This window comes from Pseudomonas koreensis, from assembly GCF_012986595.1.
GTDB lineage: Bacteria > Pseudomonadota > Gammaproteobacteria > Pseudomonadales > Pseudomonadaceae > Aquipseudomonas > Aquipseudomonas koreensis.
Map to the genome: position 1 here is coordinate 180340 of NZ_JAAQYM010000002.1, position 17043 is coordinate 197382.

Sequence of the window (17043 nt, forward strand, 5' to 3'; positions counted from 1 at the left end):
AAACGCCATCTTCGCGAGCCGGCTCGCTCCCACATTTTTTGCTATGCGTCAGACCATGAATCAGCTCTCTACCAACGCCAGACGTTCACGACCGTGGATCGCGCGCTCGGTGGTTTCCAGCTGCATGCAGCGCTCCAGGAACAGGTACATGTAGTCGTAACTCTTGCACACTGCCTGGCGCAGCTCGGTCTGCAACGCCTGGCTCGGGTTCATGCCCGCCAGCGTGCAGATGATTTCCAGCGCTTCCCACGGATGGGCGTCGTCATACTGGGCGTGCATCTTCAGCCACTTCATGGCGCGCTTGCGCTCCTCTTCGGGGAACGCCGCAGCGTACACACCCGTAGAGCAGACCAGCGCCGACCACTCACCGGTCGCGCCCTCGATGGCATAGTTGGTGGCGGCGATGGCGACGATCAGCGAATCCGCCGAACTGGTGTGCCAGCACCAATGACTCAAGGCATGCAACTCGGGCGGCACTTGCTGAGCCTGCAGATCCTCAAGGCTGACCCCATGGGCGCGACTCCAGTTCAGCCAGTAGTCGGCATGGTTGAGTTCGACGCGAATGTTGCGCATCAACCAGCGGCGCGCCATGTCCTCCCCAGGATGGCGGGCAAACTTGGTCTTGGTGAGGTTCTGCGCCATATACAACGCAAACTGTTCAACAACGGGCCAGCCCCCGATCAGGTACTGACGCATAGTCTTGGCGCTGAGCTTGTTATCGCGCATGCGCTGGTACAGTTCATGTTCAACAACCCGGCGCTTGCTCTCGCTGCAGTCCAGAATGAGCTGTTGTGCCCAGGCTGGATAACTTGCAGCTTCCATGAGTGGTCCGGTTCGGTTGAATGTGTCGATCACTGTTCGGCTCCTTTTGATTTGTGATTGTAAGGATCGGCAAGAGATTTCAACGGAACGTGCCAGGCGCCTTGAACAACAACGGCTGCGGTCTGGCGGGCCGACTTTGCAAACTGTCGCAGGTAAACAACTGCGGGCGTTCGATGACGTAACCCTGAGCGTAATCCACCCCGATTTCAAGCAATGCCTGCTCGATCTGGGTTGTTTCAACAAACTCGGCAATTGTCTGCTTACCCATGACATGTCCGATGTGATTGATCACTTCGACCATTGCACGGTTAATCGGGTCGTCCAGCATATCCTTTACGAAACTCCCGTCGATCTTCAGGAAGTCTACAGGCAAATGTTTCAAATAAGCGAATGAAGACATTCCGGCACAAAAGTCATCGAGCGAGAAGTAACAACCTAAGCCTTTGAGTTCATTAATAAATCTAATTGCACTACCGAGATTGGCAATTGCACTGGTTTCGGTAATTTCAAAACAAATCATTTCAGGTGGTATGGCGTAACTAACAAACTGTTCGCGCAGAAAGTGCAAGAACGCGTCATCTCCGATAGTAATGCCTGAAAGATTAATCGCACACATTGCCAATGGGCCTTCATGTTGTTCAGCAATACATTGGGCAATGACTTTAAAAACATTTTCGACGACCCAACGGTCAAGTTGACTCATCAGGCCATAACGTTCGGCCGCCGGAATGAAACTGTCCGGCAGAATCATCCGGCCAGCCTCGTCATGCAGGCGCAGGAGAATTTCGATGTGCCCGCCACTGTCAGCCGTGGCGCCCAACGGGGCGATCTCCTGGGCATAAAGGCAGAAGCGGTTTTCTTCCAGCGCCATGTGCAAGCGCTGCACCCAGGCCATCTCCCCGAAGCGCAAGGACAATTCCGAATCGTCGGCGTGGTAGACCTGCACCCGGTTACGGCCCTTCTCCTTGGCCATGTAGCACGCCATGTCGGCCGCGCGCAGCGACGTCTCAAGGGTGGTCGGGGTCTGGGCGATGTGCACCAGGCCGATACTTACCGTGGTCAAGAACGGCCTGCCCTTCCACACGAAGTGCAGGTTCTGCACGGTCTGGCGCAGGCTCTCGGCGATTTTTTCTGCAGCCTCCGGCGCACAGTTTTCCAGCAGGATGCCGAACTCGTCTCCGCCCAGCCGCGCCAGGGTGTCGCCCTCGCGCAGGCCGGACTGCAACAGCGTGCAGATGTGCCGCAGCAATTCATCGCCAGCCGCGTGACCGCAGGTGTCGTTGACCAGTTTGAACTGGTCCAGGTCAAGGAACATCAGCGCATGCCGGCCAGTCTGGCGCGTCAGGTTGTGCAGCGCCTGCTCCAGGCGGTATTCGAACTCGCGGCGGTTGGCCAGACCGGTAAGCGCATCGTGGGTCGCCTGCCACGACAGGTTTGCGATATATTGCCGCTCCTGGGTCATGTCGTGCAGCACCAGCACCGTGCCACTGATTTTTTCCGCATTGCGGATCGGCGCACCGACCAGCGTCACAGACACCGTGCTGCCGTCCAGGCGCTGAATCAGCTTCGAGTGCTCGCTGCCGCCGACCAGTTTGCCGCTGAGGATATGCTCGATCAGCGTCAGCCCTTCAGTCTGGGCATTGTCGTCCAGCAGGTTGAACAGCGCGGCCAGGGGCAGGCCCGCGGCGTGCTCGGCCTTCCAGTGGGTCATGGCCTCGGCCGCCGGGTTCATGTAATCGATCGCGCCGTTGACGTCGGTGGTGATCACCCCGTCGCCGATCGATTGCAGGGTGATGTGCGCCCGATCCTTTTCCAGTTGCAGCGCCTGGGCGAAGGCGTGGCGTTGCTTGAGCAGTTTGTGGGTGCGCAACAGTGCCAGCACGATCAACCCCAGCGCCGTGGCCAGATTGGTGAACAGCAGCAGCCGCAGGATCATCCGCGAACCTTCGCCCAAGGCATCACTGAACGCCTTGGCCGCCGGCGTCACGCCGTCGTTGATGGCAAAGATCCGTGCTTTCCAGCGCTGGATGTCAGCCGCTGTCGCGACGTTCTGGCTGATGCCTTGATGCATCTCACGCGCGACATTGTCCAACTGGATCAGATAGGCATCGCCAATCGTCCAGCGGTCGATTGCGGTTTCCAGATAACTGAAATGGCGAAAATTGAGGTACAGCCAGATCAGACTCGAGACGTCGTCGGGATGGTTGCCCCCCTTGAGGATCCCCTCCCGCGCCGCCTGCAGGTCCGGCGGCTGTCGATCGAGGGCCAGACGCAACTCATGACCGCCCTGCGGCACGGCAATTGCGCCCTTGTACTTGAGGAAGATCGCCTCGTCGCGGCTATCGGCGTAGAGGTTCAGGTAATAGATGGCGTCCTTCTGGCCCTTGGACCACAGGCTCTCACCGGCCACATAGCCGCGAACGGCCGACAGGACGTAAAGACTCACGCCCCCCAATAACGCCTGAAATAACACGACGGCAATAAATGGCCAGACGATGCCCAACAACCGTGGCGTTCCGAGAGTCCTTTTTTGCTTCATGAGGTCCTTTGTGCACGCACTGCCAACTTCAAGAGGAGACCGCTCAAGCTAGCCTAGGGGGCGATTACCCTTCCGGCAAGCATGGACGCAAATGAACCTGCGATACGTATGTACCGCACAGCCAGCAAGCGAAGGTTTGACACTGCGGCTCTTTCTCACTCAAGAGCCCTTTACATGACTTCAACGACCTCAACGACTTCAACAACTTCCACGCCCACGCCCACGCCGTTACAACGTCACGCCGGCCAACAGGCTGAATATACGGCGCTGTTAAGCGCCCTGCATGACGTAAAACGTCACGCCACCTCGCTCGGCGATTTCTACTTTTCACCGCGCAGCCATTCGCCGTTATCCATCGAGCACGCTCACGCGCGAAATCGCTGGCAGTCGCTGCTCACGTCGCCGGGAGACAACGAGCTGTCCAAATACCTGCGAACCGTTGAAGGGAGGCCCACGGAAATCGACAGCGTTGGCGAACAGTGCGTTATTAGCGGGACCCTCCTTGATGGCAGCGGTACCACCTACAAAATCAGCGACACTGAAAAGTTGCTTAGTAGCGTTCAGTCCTTTCAACGAGCGATCCTGAGCATCGGCGGACATCTTCGCTCCGACAGCTTGCTGCCCTTGCCTCAGGTACTGAAGTTTTATGGTCTCAGCGTTCCGGCCAGACAAACCGAGGCGAGCCTGGTCCGGCTTACGGAAGAGATTGAAGAAAAACGCGCCATCCACCGACTCAATCTTGAACAGGGCACGCCACTCGGCACGCTGATCGACCCCAGCGAGCATTACGCCGTCAGCTTGATCATCAGCGAGCTTCTTGGCGGTGAAGCCGGCTCGGTTATCGAACGGCTGATCGGCGAGGTAAAACCTGCGCTGACGGCTCACCAACTGCAAACCACCCCTACCGCCTGCCTCGCCGCCATGCTCGACACGCCCACGGCACGCGATACTGGCCTGCGCCTGCTGAAAACCCTGAACTGGTACGGCGCGGCGGCAGCGGATGAACCCACCGCCCCGGACATCGCGGCACGCCTGGTACTTGAAGCCTTGCGGATCTGGTATGAGCTGACGCCTGCCGAGGCACCGCAGAGCATCGTTGGTTACGATCTGCAGAACCCTGCCAACCATGGCCGGAGCTACGCGGATATCCGCAAGGATTTCCTGCAACACCTGATGACGTCGGTGCGCGCCACCACCCCGACCGAGCAGGCCCTGCTGGGACGACTCTGCGTACCCTGGTTTCCCATCGAGTTTCAGGTGCGCGATATTCCGCCCGATCTGCCCTATTGCACCTCACCGGTCTGGGTCAACTTCGTGCACGGTGTGCATCTGGCCCAGACGCTCGACCCGGGTCTGCTGCAGCGCCTGACCTTTCAACAGTTGGTCGATCTGCCGCTGAAAAGAAGCGCCGACGCCACTGAAGCCGAGCTGCAGTTGATCACCCTCACGCGCATCCCGGCCGCCATGCGCTGGGCGGCAGCCACCGGTGCGACGGTGACCGACTCACCCGGCACAGCGCCGCACGACAATCAGCTGGAAGCGATCAAGGCACTGGACGCACACAATACGCAGCTGAACCAGACCATTGTCCAACTGAGCCTTGAACCACCCCAACGTCTGCAACTGGCAAAAGAGCAACTGAAGGGGGCGATGTCCAATGATCTGTGGGCGAGGACGGGCCTGCTTTTGAACATACGCTTGATGCGTAACGCTCCGCGCACCACAACACGCAGCACGCGCGCCCTGATCGATGGCCCCGATGTGCCCCAACCACACTGGCCACTGCCTGAGGTCTACGCCTCCGGGGGACTGACGACCGACACAAAATGGTACGTCACCACCAATGGTCGGACCGCCAGTGAATGGATCAGTCTGAACGCCGCAAACGTGCTGCAAACGGGCACTTTGGCCTCTGCCACCGCGGACAACCGATCATCGGTGTTTCCAAAAAACTGCACGCTGCCCGACATCGGCAAACTGTTCGACCAACGGTTCACCAACTACCTGACCAAGACCAAAGCCGCTTACGAGCACCTGATCAGATGCCAACTGGCGACGCTGCCCTGGGAAGATCGCCAGGCCCTTGAGCACGGGCAGATCCAGATCCTGACGTTGCGCAAGGCAACCCGGCTCGTTCCAGCCTTGCTTGAAAACGCGAAGAACAGATTGCCGTTCAGAGTACGCATGGGGTTTGTCCTGCAAGTGACCTGTGGCCCCACCGTGCGCTTCATCGAGTGCATACCCCGTGCCGGCGTAATCCGCCCCCGCCCGGATCTGAACAAGGGCCTCAAAGGTGGCCGATTCACGCCAGCGCTTGAGCCGCAACGAGGGCGAACCCGCGAACAATTGATTTCCCGGTTCAAGGCTCGCCCCTTGCCGTTCGACTGGAAAGCCCATGAACAAGGCACGAAGCCTGCACGCGACGCAAGGTGCGTCGGCATCCTTGATGCCCTGAACGACACCCCCGAGCTGCCGCATCCACTCCCGGTTGTACACCTTGAGATGACCCACGAGCTGACGTTGTCTTCCGCTCGCTGCGCGGCGATTGCCAGCTATATCGCCCATCACTGGTTCTATACCGATGAGGCGAAAATGCGTGAAGACGCTTTCGGCGTGACGGCGTTCGAACGCGACAGTAACCGCAAACACTGGTTACACAGCATCAAGCCTTTCATTCCATTCTGGGGCAGCCTGGAGGACCTCATGTCGGACCAGTACGGTGACCGCGTCATGGGCGCCATCAGTCTGATAATCGATATCGTGTCCTTCGGCATTCCCTTGGGAAAATTCGCCGCCGGCAGTATCAGGCTCGTGGTCCAGGCCGGCAGAATGAACATTCGCGCGACGATTCCGGGATTTACCAAACTGTCACGCAAATTCCTTACTGACACGCTGAAAAACCTCAATCCGCTGGATGGCCTGCCCGACCTGGTGCGGTTGTCCGCGCGTGGGGTGAAAAGCGCCGGGCGCGCGGTTGCTGCCCTGGAGAATCAAGCCTTGTTCCAGTTGAAAAGACTGGCCGGCCGAGCAGACGACTACGACCTGCTCAGCCACTTGCCGCAGGCCACCGCCCCCGGACGCTGGCAGCCGCTGAACCACGCTGATCGACTGGCCGTGATCAAGGGCATTGAAGACGTCCCGGTCCGTCGAATCGGCGGGCCAGGAAATCGCCACTTTCTGCTCGATCCGCTATCAGGCCAGCCTTTTGGGCCGGCGCTGACGACAGAACGGCATCAGGTGTCCTTCGGCCGCTCCCACTACAGCCCGCTGAAAAAGACCGACGAGGAGATTTTCGTCGAACTCGCAGACGATTCACGGGTGCATCAGTTGCTGGAGGTTGACGGCCGTTCCACGGTATTCATTGACGATGTGCCCTATCGGCTGGACGGCGATGAACTGCGTCGCGTCGACATGCTCGACGACAGCAAGCAATGGACCCTGCCCTCTTGCCGACCGCGCCGCATGCCGGGCAGCTCGCCTGATTGCCTCGCCAGCTACGTCACCGGCGAGCCCGCGTCGACGCCGGCCATCGGTAGCATCGACAAGACCAAGGGGTATGCGCCATGGTTCGGCGACAGGCTTTCAACTCCCGCTCCGCTGCCCAACCAGCGCGGCGAGTTCATGGCCGTCGACAGCAAGCTTTACTCGATCATTGATGGCCGTTCGACCTTGTTTCGCGGCGACCTTGCCCGACTGGGATTCACAGGCGGCAGGCTTGTGCCCAAGCGGCAGATCAACGCGACGCTGCAATTTCGCAAAGGCATTTATGCACGCCTGGACATCGGCGCCACGTATGACCATCTGAATGACTCACACCGAGTCGGCGCAATCATGCTGCCCGCCATCGATGACTCGGCCAGCTACGTGTTCTTTCGGGTCAATACTCAGGAGTACTACCAGGCGACGATCAAAAAAGGCCAGGTACCGGGCAATCAATTGAGCTTCACCCGCCTGCTACCCGCCGACATGGCAGACGGTACGCTGGGCGCCGAGCTGTTGACGGTGTATACCGGCTCGTTGAACGCCAACAACATCGTGCGCATCCATGGCCTCGAGGCCGTCGAGCGGGCGATGAAAACCATGGAGGACCTGGCCATTCCCCTGGGTACGTCCGCCCATCCGCCGGCCAACCTGAAATGGCTGAAAGTCGACACCAGCCCGGGGGAGGCGCTGATGTTCGATCACTCCACACGCATGATCGTCACCCGCCTGCCCAATGGCGCCAGCAGCTGGACACGCAGCAAGGAAGCGCCGCAGGCCTTTCGCCTGCGGACAGCAGAAATCTTCGACACGCTGTTTCTGTCACCCACCGTTCCGCCGAAGAACACTGACGCCGCGCTGCGCATCGACCAGTCGATGCAGAAGCTGCATAACCTGCTGCCGCGATACGAGAGGCCGCTCAACGCGCGCAACATTGCCTACGCCGAAGTCACCACGGTGAGCGGTCAGCGCGAGGTCTATGTCAGTGTCTCGGGTACACAGGGCACGACCACCCGCTTGCCGTTATTCCGCCATCTGGGCGCCAACCACGTGCGCATCGGCGACACCACCTACATCAACATCGACTACAGCAGCAGCTTTCCAAAGACGTCGCTGACGGTCACCCCGCAGGGGCAGTTGCTGGCAGTGCCCCTGACTATCAAAGACATCGTCACCTACCGGCCAACCCTGTCCGCCCGCCCCACGTCGCTGGACAGTGAAAGCAAGCTGATTCAGGTGATCAGGGAAAAATACCCCGCCCCCAAGGAGCTGCGCTCGGTCGATGTCGCCACGACCATGCGCCCGTGCGAGTCATGCGCCGTGGTCATGAAAGAGTTCGGCCACGACGGTTCAGCGGGCGCGTTGCAGGTGTTGTGGAGTTGATCTAGATCCGTTGCAGATGGCCATACAGCTTGGCGTACAAGCCGCCATCCGCGATCAGTTGCTGGTGATCGCCATCTTCGGCCACTTGCCCGCCATCGAACACCAGCACGCGGTCCGCCTGCTTCACCGCTGACAGGCGATGGGCAATGATCAACGTGGTGCGGCCATTGAGGAAACGCGCCATGGCTTGATGCAGGTTGTACTCAGTGGCGGCATCGAGGGCCGAGGTGGCCTCGTCGAGGATCACCACTTTCGGCTCGGCGAGGATCATCCGCGCGATCGCCAGGCGCTGGCGCTGACCACCGGACAAGCGCACGCCGGAACGCCCGACAATGCTGTCGAGGCCTTCCGGCAAGGCGCGGATGGTCGCCTCGAGCTGGGCGATTTCCAGTGCCTGCCAGCAGGCTTCGTCGCTGCGCGTGCGGCCCATGGTCAGGTTGGCCCGAACCGTGTCGTTGAACAGCGCCGGATGCTGCAGCACCACCGCGACGTTTTCGCGAATCAGCTCCAGGCCGATTTCCTGCTGGGTCGAACCGCCGAAGCGGATAGTGCCTGCCGACGGCGTGTACAGCCCCAGCAACAGCTGCACCAAGGTGCTTTTGCCGCCACCACTGGCGCCGACAATCGCGACTTTTTCCCCGGGGGCAATGGACAAATTCATCTGATCCACCACCAGCTCATCACCGTAACCGAAGCTCAGCCCTTGCACCTCGATGCCCACGGTTTCCCGGCCCTTGAACGGATCGACGCCGCCCGGGTACTGCGGCTCGTCATCGCGCGCCAGCAGTTCGTTGATCCGCGACAGCGCACCGCCCGCCGCGTAGTAGGCGTATTGCAGATTGAGCAGTTGTTCGACCGGGCCGATCATGAACCACAGGTAACTGAACACCGCGAGCATCTGGCCGATCGACAGGTCGGAGAACAGCACCGTGAGCATGGCGGCGGCGCGAAAGATATCAATGCCGAACTGGAACAGCAGACCGCTGGCGCGGTTCGACGCATCGGTCTTCCACTGTGAGTTGACCGCGTAGTTGCGCACTTCCTGCGCACGCAATCCGAGCCGCCCGAGGAAGAACCCCTGACGGTTGCCGGCACGCACTTCCTGGATCGCATCGAGGGTTTCGCTCAGGGCCTGAGTGAAACGCGAGGTGCTGTCGTTCTCCAGTTTCTTCAGGTGCTTGACCCGCTTGCCCAACTGCACCGTGGCGTAGATCACCAGCGGATTGAACAGCAGGATCAGCAGCGCCAGTTTCCAGTGCATCCACATCAGGATGCTGGCGGTGCCGACCAGGGTCAGCATCGCCACCAGAAAACGGCTGAGGGTTTCCCCGACGAATTTGTCGAGGGTGTCCAGATCGGTGACCAGATGGGTGGTCACCGTGCCGCTGCCGAGGCTTTCGTACTCCCCGAGGGAGATGCGCTTGAGACGCTCGATCAGGCGCACGCGAATGCGGTAGACAATGTCCTTCGCCAATCGCGCAAACAGCCGCGCCTGCAACACGCCAAAACACAGGGCGCTGCAACGCAGGGTCAAGGTGACCACCAGCATCAGGCCGATGTAGCCCGCTGCCTGCTGCCACATCGACGGCAGCACGTGGTTCATGACTTTCAGCGCGGCATCGCCATGGCCGAGCAGGACTTCGTCCACCAGCAATGGCAACAGCAACGGAATCGGCACACTGCAGAGCGTCGCCAGCACGGCCACGCCGTTGGCGATCCACAGGGATTTTTTGTGATGAAGTGCCAGGCGCCGGACCTCTGCCCAGCTCAGCCGGTCGACACGCTTTACGGCTGGCGTGTCATCGGCCCGGTCAGGCACAGGCTGCGCGCTCCAGCCAGCGACCGAGCAATGGCGACAGCTCACTGAGCGGTTGATAGCCGTTGGTCAGCAGCGCCAGTTGGCCGTTGCGTTCGGCGAGCAGGGTCGGGAACCCGGCGATGCCCAGATCCTGCACCCAGCTGAAATCAGCCTGAGTCGCCTTGTGTTGTTCGGCGTGATCGAACAGCGCAGCAAATTCGATACGCGGCACACCGGCCTGTTCGGCCAGCTCCACCAGCACGCTGGCCTGGGTGACGTCGCGCCCTTGCTGGTAGAACGCCTGCTGAATCAGTCCCACCAGTGTCCACGCGCAATCCGGCGCCAGACTGCGCGCGGTGACGATCGCCCGGCAGGCCGGCTCGGTGTCGTAGACAAAACCGTCGGGCAATGCACCTTCGAACTTGAATGGCTGGCCGGTGGCCTCGGCCACCGCCTGCCAATGCTCAAGAATGTAGCGCCGCGTGGTCGGCTCCAGCGCCGCACCGCTGCCGGTGCGCAACCCGCCGACCACCAGATGCAGCTCCACTCCGGCTGCCTGCGCCTGCTCGACCAATGCCTTGGCGACCGGAGCGAAACCCCAGCACCAGGAACACATCGGATCCATCACATAGAGCAGGCGCGCAGACATGATTAAGCCTCGGTGGATGCTTGTTTATAGTTGTAGCCGATCGGGTGCGGCATGTTGCGCGCCTTGGCCAGTTCGATCTGCTTCTGCCGATCGATGGCGCTGCGACGGGTTTTCTCGCTCAGCTTGTCCCAGCAGTGCGGGCAGCTGATGCCGGCCACGTAATGCTCGGAGGCGCGATCTTCAACACTGACCGGTGTGCGGCAGGCATGACATTGATCGTAGTCGCCTTCGCTGAGGTCGTGACGCACGGTCACGCGGTTGTCGAACACGAAGCAGTCGCCCTGCCACTTGGTTTCTTCCTGCGGCACCTCTTCGAGGTACTTCAGGATGCCGCCCTTGAGGTGGTAGACCTCTTCGAAACCCTCGCCCAGCATGTAGCTCGAGGCTTTCTCGCAGCGAATGCCGCCGGTGCAGAACATCGCGACCTTCTTGTGCACGGCCGGGTCGAAGTGCTCTTTGATATAGTCGGGGAATTCGCGAAAACTGGTGGTTTTCGGATCGATGGCGCCTTCGAAGGTGCCGATCGCCACTTCGTAGTCGTTGCGGGTGTCGATCAGCAGCACTTGCGGGTCGCTGATCAGCGCGTTCCAGTCCTGCGGCTCGACGTAAGTGCCGACCTTTTTGTTCGGGTCCACGCCTTCGACGCCGAGGGTGACGATCTCTTTTTTCAGTTTGACCTTGGTGCGGTAGAACGGCTGCTCGTCGCAGTACGACTCTTTGTGGTCGATGTCGATCATGCGCGGGTCGTTCTTCAGCCAGGCGAGCAGGCCATCAATGCCTTCGCGGCTGCCGGACACGGTGCCGTTGATGCCTTCTTCGGCAATCAGCAGCGTGCCTTTGATGCCGTTGTCGACCATCGCTTGCAGCAGTGGCTCGCGCAGGTCAACGTAATCTTCGAGGGTGACGAACTTATACAGTGCCGCCACGACAATCGGTTGTGTCATGGGTATTTCTCCAGGTGGCTACCCTCGCAAAGGGTGAACCGGATTCAAAAAAAACGCGCCGGGTAGCGGCGCGTTGCGGATTCTAGCAAAAAAGATCGCAGCCTGCGGCAGCTCCTACAGGGAACTCAATCCAATGTAGGAGCTGCCGCAGGCTGCGATCTTTTGATCTTAATGTTTGCTACCGCCGGCACAGGTCGGCGACGCCGGAGCGGCGCCAATCTCTGCCCATTCCTGCGGGGTGAAGGTGTGCAGCGCCAACGCATGGAACTCTCCCATCAGCTCGCCGAGCGTGCCGTAGACCTTCTGGTGGCGCTTGACCCGGTTCAGGCCTTCGAACTGCGCGCTGACCACCACCGCCTTGAAGTGGGTCTGTAACCCGCGACTGTGCATGTGGCTTTCATCCAGCACCTGCAGATGCTCAGGCTGAAGCAGACCCAGCGTCGATTCGATGCGTTGTTGCATGGTCATCACGAACTCCGCTTACTTCTTCTTGGCCGGCGCAGCGCCTTTCGGTGCCAGCTCGTTGGTCATGTCGTCGAGCAGCTTGTTGACGACAGGGACGGCGCTTTCCAGTTTGGCCTGGGTCATCTGGGCCGATTGCTGGGTCAGCTGCGGCATTTTTTCCAGGACTTTCTTGCCCAGTGGCGACTGGTAGAACGCGACCAGGTCCTTGAGCTCGGATTCGCTGAAGTTGCTGGTGTAGAGCTTGACCATGTCAGGCTTGAGCTTGTTCCAGCCGATGGCCTGGTCCAGGGCGGCGTTGGCCTTGGCCTGGTAGGTTTCCAGTACGGCTTTCTTGGATTCCGGGGCTTTGGTCTGTTCAAAGCGCTGAGCAAACATCTGCTGCACTTGCATGTACACCGGAGTGCCCAGTTTGTCAGCGTGCGCCAGGGTCAGGAAAGCTTCGGCACTGGCGTTGTGGCTGGCGGTATCGGCAAGCACCTGGCCGCTGGCGCAAACCAGTGCAACCGCGGTACAGATGGCACGAAGACGAGTCATCGAGTTTCCTTTTCTAGCTAACGAGGTAAAACCCCAAGGGCGACCATTCTGCGCCTAAAAAACCTCGTGGCTCAACCCCCGGCCCTTGCCGTGCTTGATTGGCCGGGTTTTACCGGTCAACAATCGGTTCGAGGGAACCACCTGGGCCTGACCGGGCCTAAACTGCGCAAACAGACCAACAGGAGTGTGCACGATGAGCCGTATCGAAACCGACAGCCTGGGCCAGATCGAAGTCCCGGACGACGCTTACTGGGGTGCTCAGACGCAACGCTCGCTGATCAACTTCGCCATCGGTCAGGAGCGCATGCCGTTGCCGGTCCTGCACGCCCTGGCCCTGATCAAGAAGGCCGCCGCCCGGGTCAACGACCGCAACGGCGACCTGCCCGCCGACATCGCCCGCCTGATCGAACAGGCCGCCGACGAAGTCCTCGACGGCCAGCACGACGACCAGTTCCCGCTGGTGGTCTGGCAGACCGGCAGCGGCACCCAGAGCAACATGAACGTCAACGAAGTGATCGCCGGCCGCGCCAACGAACTGGCCGGCAACCCGCGCGGCGGCAAGACGCCGGTGCACCCCAACGATCACGTCAACCGCTCGCAAAGTTCCAACGACTGCTTCCCCACCGCCATGAGCATCGCCACCGCCAAAGCCGTGCAGGAGCAACTGTTGCCGGCCATCGCCGAGCTGTCCGGCGGTCTGGCTGAACTGGCGGCACGCCATATGAAACTGGTGAAGACCGGCCGCACGCACATGATGGACGCGACGCCGATCACCTTCGGTCAGGAGCTGTCGGGTTTTATCGCGCAGCTGGATTACGCCGAACGGGCGATCCGCGCCGCGCTGCCGGCCGTGTGTGAACTGGCACAGGGTGGCACTGCAGTCGGCACCGGTCTGAATTCACCGCACGGCTTTGGCGAAGCGATTGCCGCCGAACTCGCCGCGCTGTCCGGTCTGCCGTTTGTCACTGCGCCGAACAAGTTTGCCGCACTGGCCGGGCATGAACCGCTGACCAGCCTGTCCGGCGCCCTGAAGACCCTCGCCGTGGCCCTGATGAAAATCGCCAACGACCTGCGCCTGCTCGGCTCCGGTCCCCGCGCGGGGTTTGCCGAGGTCAAGCTGCCGGCCAACGAACCGGGCAGCTCGATCATGCCCGGCAAGGTCAACCCGACCCAGTGCGAAGCGCTGTCGATGCTCGCCTGCCAGGTGCTGGGCAACGACGTCACCATCGGCATCGCGGCGAGTCAGGGTCACCTGCAACTGAACGTGTACAAACCGGTGATCATCCACAATGTGCTGCAGTCGATCCGCCTGCTCGCCGACGGTTGCAGCAACTTCCAGCAGCACTGCATCGCCGGTCTCGAGCCAGACGCCGAAGTCATGGCCAAACACTTGGAGCGCGGGCTGATGCTGGTGACGGCACTGAACCCGCACATCGGTTACGACAAGTCGGCGGAGATCGCCAAGAAGGCTTACAGCGAAGGCCTGACCTTGCGAGAGGCGGCGCTGCAACTGGGGTATCTGACCGATGAAGAGTTCGATGCATGGGTGCGGCCGGAAAACATGATCGAGGCTGGCGCCAAGGGCTAACAGCAAAAAGATCGCAGCCTGCGGCAGCTCCTACAGGGGAATGCGTTGCCCTGTAGGAGCTGCCGCAGGCTGCGATCTTTTGCTTTTCAGGCCATTCGCAACCGCCGCGCCTTCAGCCCGGCCATCAACGACGGCCCCAACGCCACCAGCGCCGACCCCAACACCACCAGCACCGCCCCGCCGTAGCCCAGACCATTGATCTGCTCGGCGTGCACATACTCGGGCCACATCCACGCCGCCAGCGCCACCGCCGCAAAGGTCACCAACGGCGTGATCGCCAACGTCGCACTGACCCGCGATGCTTCCCAATGCGCCAGCGCCTCGGCGAAGGCGCCGTAGGCAATCAGCGTGTTCATGCAGCACGCCAGCAGCAGCCAGCCCTGCAACGGGCTCAACGCCAGTGCTTCGAGCGGATGCACCCATGGCGTCAGCAACACGGCGCAGAACAGGTAGATCACCATCATCACCTGCAGCGAATTCCACACCGTGAGCAATTGCTTCTGGCCCAGCGCGTAGAAAGTCCAGACCGTCGAGGCCGACAGCACCAGCAACACGCCGGCGGTGTAGTCCGACAATGAGGTGAGCAATTCGGCCAGGCGCTGATTGAAGAACAACACAAACCCGATCAACAGCACCGCCAGGCCAATGCCCTGACCGATGCTGAAACGCTCCTTGAACACAAACAGGCTGGCGATCAGCAACATGATCGGGCCCATCTGCACCACCAGTTGCGCGGTACCGGGGCTCAGCAGATTGAGGCCCATCAGGTACAGCACGTAGTTGCCCACCAGCCCGAGCACCGCCATCAGCACCAGCCAGCCGCCCCTGGCCCCGAGCTGCTTGCGACTCGGCAGGCGCCGGGTGGCCGCCAGATACATGAACAGGCAACCGCCGGAGACCAACAGGCGAAACCACGTCACGGTGATCGGGTCCATCACCTGCAATACCTGTTTGAGCTTGATCGGCAAAATGCCCCACAGAAAAGCGGTCAGCAGCGCCAGGAACAGACCGTAAACCCAGCGACCGGATGAAATGTGCATGCGAACCCCAATGCCTGCTGACAAGATCGGTCATTCTAGGCCCGCACGCAGGTGCAACACAGGGACAGTTCGGGCCAGGCCGCTAATGAAACTGTGCAGGTCGCAGCATTAAATTGACGGATCACCGTTGATCGCCTGGCCGGGCGCGCCAAGTGCTTCAGGCATAAGCTCATTGGATCCCTTTCAGCGCATCACTCAAGGAGGCCGATCATGTACGGAATGCGCGCCCAGGACAGCGCCCCCGCCACGCACTTTCGCAGCGACCGGTTGTGTCGGGTCAATGGCGAACTGTTTTTCTGTACGCGGGAGAACACGCTTGAGGGGCCGTTCGACAGTCCAGAGATAGCCGAGCAGGAAATAAAGGCGTATATCGCGCGGATGCAGGCGCAGACAGCGTAAACCGGTGGCGAGGGAGCTTGCTCCCGCTGGGGCGCGAAGCGGCCCTCGCTTCAGGCTTTACCGGGAAAATCCAGATCTGCTCCGCAGCCCAGCGGGAGCAAGCTCCCTCGCCACAAGGATTGTTTTGGCCGGTCAGCGTACCGCCTCAAACAACCCCGTCGCCCCCATCCCGCCGCCCACACACATGGTCACAATGCCGTAGCGCAGATTGCGCCGCTGCAACTCGCGCACCAGATGCCCGACCTGCCGCGAACCGGTCATGCCGAACGGGTGGCCGATGGAAATCGAGCCGCCGTTGACGTTGTACTTTTCGTTATCGATCTCCAGCCGATCGCGGGCGTACAGGCATTGCGAAGCAAACGCCTCGTTGAGTTCCCACAAATCAATGTCCGCCACCTGCAAGCCCTTGGCCTTGAGAAGTTTCGGCACCGAGAACACCGGGCCGATGCCCATCTCGTCAGGCTCGCAACCGGCCACGGTGAAGCCACGAAAAAACGCCTTGGGCTTGAGCCCCAGTTGCAGGGCTTTTTCCAGGCTCATCACCAGGGTCATCGACGTACCGTCAGACAGTTGCGACGAATTGCCGGCCGTCACCGAGCCGTCCTCGGCAAACACCGGCTTCAAGCCGGCGAGGCTTTCATAGGTGGTGTCCGGGCGGTTGCAGTCGTCGTGATCGACGCTGCCGTCGAGAATCTGCACCTCACCGCTGTTTTTGTCCTCGACCCGGTACTTGACCGCCATCGGCACGATTTCATCATTGAACAGGCCGGCAGCCTGCGCCTGGGCGGTGCGCAACTGGCTTTGCAGCGCATACCGATCCTGCGCCTCGCGGCTGACGTGGTAACGACGCGCCACCACTTCGGCAGTCTGGCCCATCGTGTAATAGATGCCCGGCACCTGCTGCTTGAGCAGCGGATTGATCAGGTGATCGGTGTTGACGCTTTTCAGGGTCAGGCTGATCGACTCGACGCCCCCGGCAACGATGATGTCGCTGCAACCCGACGCGATCTGGTTGGCGGCAATCGCAATCGCCTGCAAACCCGAGGAACAGAAGCGATTGAGGGTCATGCCCGCCACGCCAGTGCCCAGGCGCGACAGCACTGCTACGTTGCGGCCGATGTTGTAGCCCTGCGCGCCTTCGTTGGAGCCGGCGCCGACAATGCAATCCTCGACGCTGGCCGGGTCGATGTCATTGCGCGACAGCAGCGCGTTGACGCAATGGGCTGCCATGTCGTCAGGACGGGTCTGGTTGAACTTGCCGCGAAAGGACTTGGCCAGGCCGGTCCGCACGCTGTCGACGATCACCACTTCACGCATGGCATACCTCAATTGTTGTTGTCGGAAGAGAGTGAACCGAGCATAAGTCCACCCCGCCGCCGACCGCGACAATCATTCACCCCGC

12 protein-coding genes are annotated in these 17043 nt (G+C 60.8%); 3 read left to right on the plus strand and 9 right to left on the minus strand.

From position 1 onward, the window contains the following. Nucleotides 1-60: 60 nt before the first annotated feature. Both HBN98_RS05900 and HBN98_RS05905 read right to left on the minus strand, forming a co-directional pair. Entirely contained in the window at nt 61-822 is a 762-nt protein-coding gene (locus HBN98_RS05900; RefSeq protein WP_186352699.1) for an iron-containing redox enzyme family protein, read from the minus strand. A 79-nt stretch (nt 823-901) separates the two neighbouring features. After that, nucleotides 902-3361 carry an EAL domain-containing protein gene (locus HBN98_RS05905; protein ID WP_064588630.1) on the minus strand — a complete coding sequence of 820 codons (2460 nt, stop codon included), beginning with the start codon at nt 3359-3361 and terminating at the stop codon, nt 902-904. Nucleotides 3362-3535: 174 nt separating this feature from the next. Between HBN98_RS05905 and HBN98_RS05910 the strand changes: the two genes are divergently transcribed. Further along, entirely contained in the window at nt 3536-8224 is a 4689-nt protein-coding gene (locus HBN98_RS05910) for a hypothetical protein (protein WP_083368271.1), read from the plus strand. 1 nt (nt 8225) lies between these two features. Here HBN98_RS05910 and HBN98_RS05915 read toward each other — a convergent pair whose 3' ends face one another. The 5 genes from HBN98_RS05915 to HBN98_RS05935 form a co-directional block, all read right to left on the minus strand. Continuing rightward, entirely contained in the window at nt 8226-10043 is a 1818-nt protein-coding gene (locus HBN98_RS05915) for an ABC transporter ATP-binding protein (RefSeq protein ID WP_083368270.1), read from the minus strand. Then, a complete protein-coding gene (locus HBN98_RS05920) occupies nt 10036-10638 on the minus strand; it encodes a DsbA family protein (RefSeq protein ID WP_169842429.1) in 603 nt (200 codons plus the stop codon). Before HBN98_RS05920 ends, HBN98_RS05915 begins: the two co-directional genes overlap by 8 nt. Nucleotides 10639-10673: 35 nt before the next feature. After that, nucleotides 10674-11615: an oxygen-dependent tRNA uridine(34) hydroxylase TrhO gene (gene trhO / locus HBN98_RS05925; protein ID WP_083368269.1), complete on the minus strand. Its 942-nt coding sequence runs from the start codon at nt 11613-11615 to the stop codon at nt 10674-10676. 168 nt (nt 11616-11783) lie between these two features. Further along, entirely contained in the window at nt 11784-12083 is a 300-nt protein-coding gene (locus HBN98_RS05930; protein ID WP_083368268.1) for a BolA family protein, read from the minus strand. A 12-nt stretch (nt 12084-12095) separates the two neighbouring features. After that, on the minus strand, nt 12096-12614 hold the full coding sequence (locus HBN98_RS05935; RefSeq protein ID WP_003226938.1) for a DUF2059 domain-containing protein: 519 nt from the start codon (nt 12612-12614) through the stop codon (nt 12096-12098). A 193-nt stretch (nt 12615-12807) separates the two neighbouring features. Here HBN98_RS05935 and HBN98_RS05940 point away from each other — a divergent pair, with 193 nt between their 5' ends. Continuing rightward, nucleotides 12808-14202: a class II fumarate hydratase gene (locus tag HBN98_RS05940; protein ID WP_064588635.1), complete on the plus strand. Its 1395-nt coding sequence runs from the start codon at nt 12808-12810 to the stop codon at nt 14200-14202. Between the two features lie 86 nt (nt 14203-14288). Here the strand turns inward: HBN98_RS05940 and HBN98_RS05945 are convergent, their stop codons facing one another. Continuing rightward, nucleotides 14289-15242, minus strand: coding sequence for a DMT family transporter (locus tag HBN98_RS05945; protein WP_083368267.1), 954 nt, complete (start codon nt 15240-15242; stop codon nt 14289-14291). 210 nt (nt 15243-15452) lie between these two features. Between HBN98_RS05945 and HBN98_RS05950 the strand changes: the two genes are divergently transcribed. Next, nucleotides 15453-15641: a DUF6316 family protein gene (locus tag HBN98_RS05950; RefSeq protein WP_083368266.1), complete on the plus strand. Its 189-nt coding sequence runs from the start codon at nt 15453-15455 to the stop codon at nt 15639-15641. A gap of 132 nt (nt 15642-15773) precedes the next feature. Here HBN98_RS05950 and HBN98_RS05955 read toward each other — a convergent pair whose 3' ends face one another. Then, complete coding sequence (locus tag HBN98_RS05955) at nt 15774-16958, minus strand: thiolase family protein (RefSeq protein WP_083368265.1); 1185 nt, start codon at nt 16956-16958, stop codon at nt 15774-15776. Nucleotides 16959-17043 lie beyond the last annotated feature (85 nt).

What these genes read in the sequence shown, in the direction of transcription:
- HBN98_RS05900 (WP_186352699.1), bottom strand. Translation starts at nt 822, where the DNA reads ATGGAAGCTGCAAGTTATCCAGCCTGGGCACAACAGCTCATTCTGGAC.
- HBN98_RS05905 (WP_064588630.1), bottom strand. Translation starts at nt 3,361, where the DNA reads ATGAAGCAAAAAAGGACTCTCGGAACGCCACGGTTGTTGGGCATCGTC.
- HBN98_RS05910 (WP_083368271.1), top strand. Translation starts at nt 3,536, where the DNA reads ATGACTTCAACGACCTCAACGACTTCAACAACTTCCACGCCCACGCCC.
- HBN98_RS05920 (WP_169842429.1), bottom strand. Translation starts at nt 10,638, where the DNA reads ATGTGTTCCTGGTGCTGGGGTTTCGCTCCGGTCGCCAAGGCATTGGTC.
- trhO (WP_083368269.1), bottom strand. Translation starts at nt 11,615, where the DNA reads ATGACACAACCGATTGTCGTGGCGGCACTGTATAAGTTCGTCACCCTC.
- HBN98_RS05930 (WP_083368268.1), bottom strand. Translation starts at nt 12,083, where the DNA reads ATGACCATGCAACAACGCATCGAATCGACGCTGGGTCTGCTTCAGCCT.
- HBN98_RS05935 (WP_003226938.1), bottom strand. Translation starts at nt 12,614, where the DNA reads ATGACTCGTCTTCGTGCCATCTGTACCGCGGTTGCACTGGTTTGCGCC.
- HBN98_RS05940 (WP_064588635.1), top strand. Translation starts at nt 12,808, where the DNA reads ATGAGCCGTATCGAAACCGACAGCCTGGGCCAGATCGAAGTCCCGGAC.
- HBN98_RS05945 (WP_083368267.1), bottom strand. Translation starts at nt 15,242, where the DNA reads ATGCACATTTCATCCGGTCGCTGGGTTTACGGTCTGTTCCTGGCGCTG.
- HBN98_RS05950 (WP_083368266.1), top strand. Translation starts at nt 15,453, where the DNA reads ATGTACGGAATGCGCGCCCAGGACAGCGCCCCCGCCACGCACTTTCGC.
- HBN98_RS05955 (WP_083368265.1), bottom strand. Translation starts at nt 16,958, where the DNA reads ATGCGTGAAGTGGTGATCGTCGACAGCGTGCGGACCGGCCTGGCCAAG.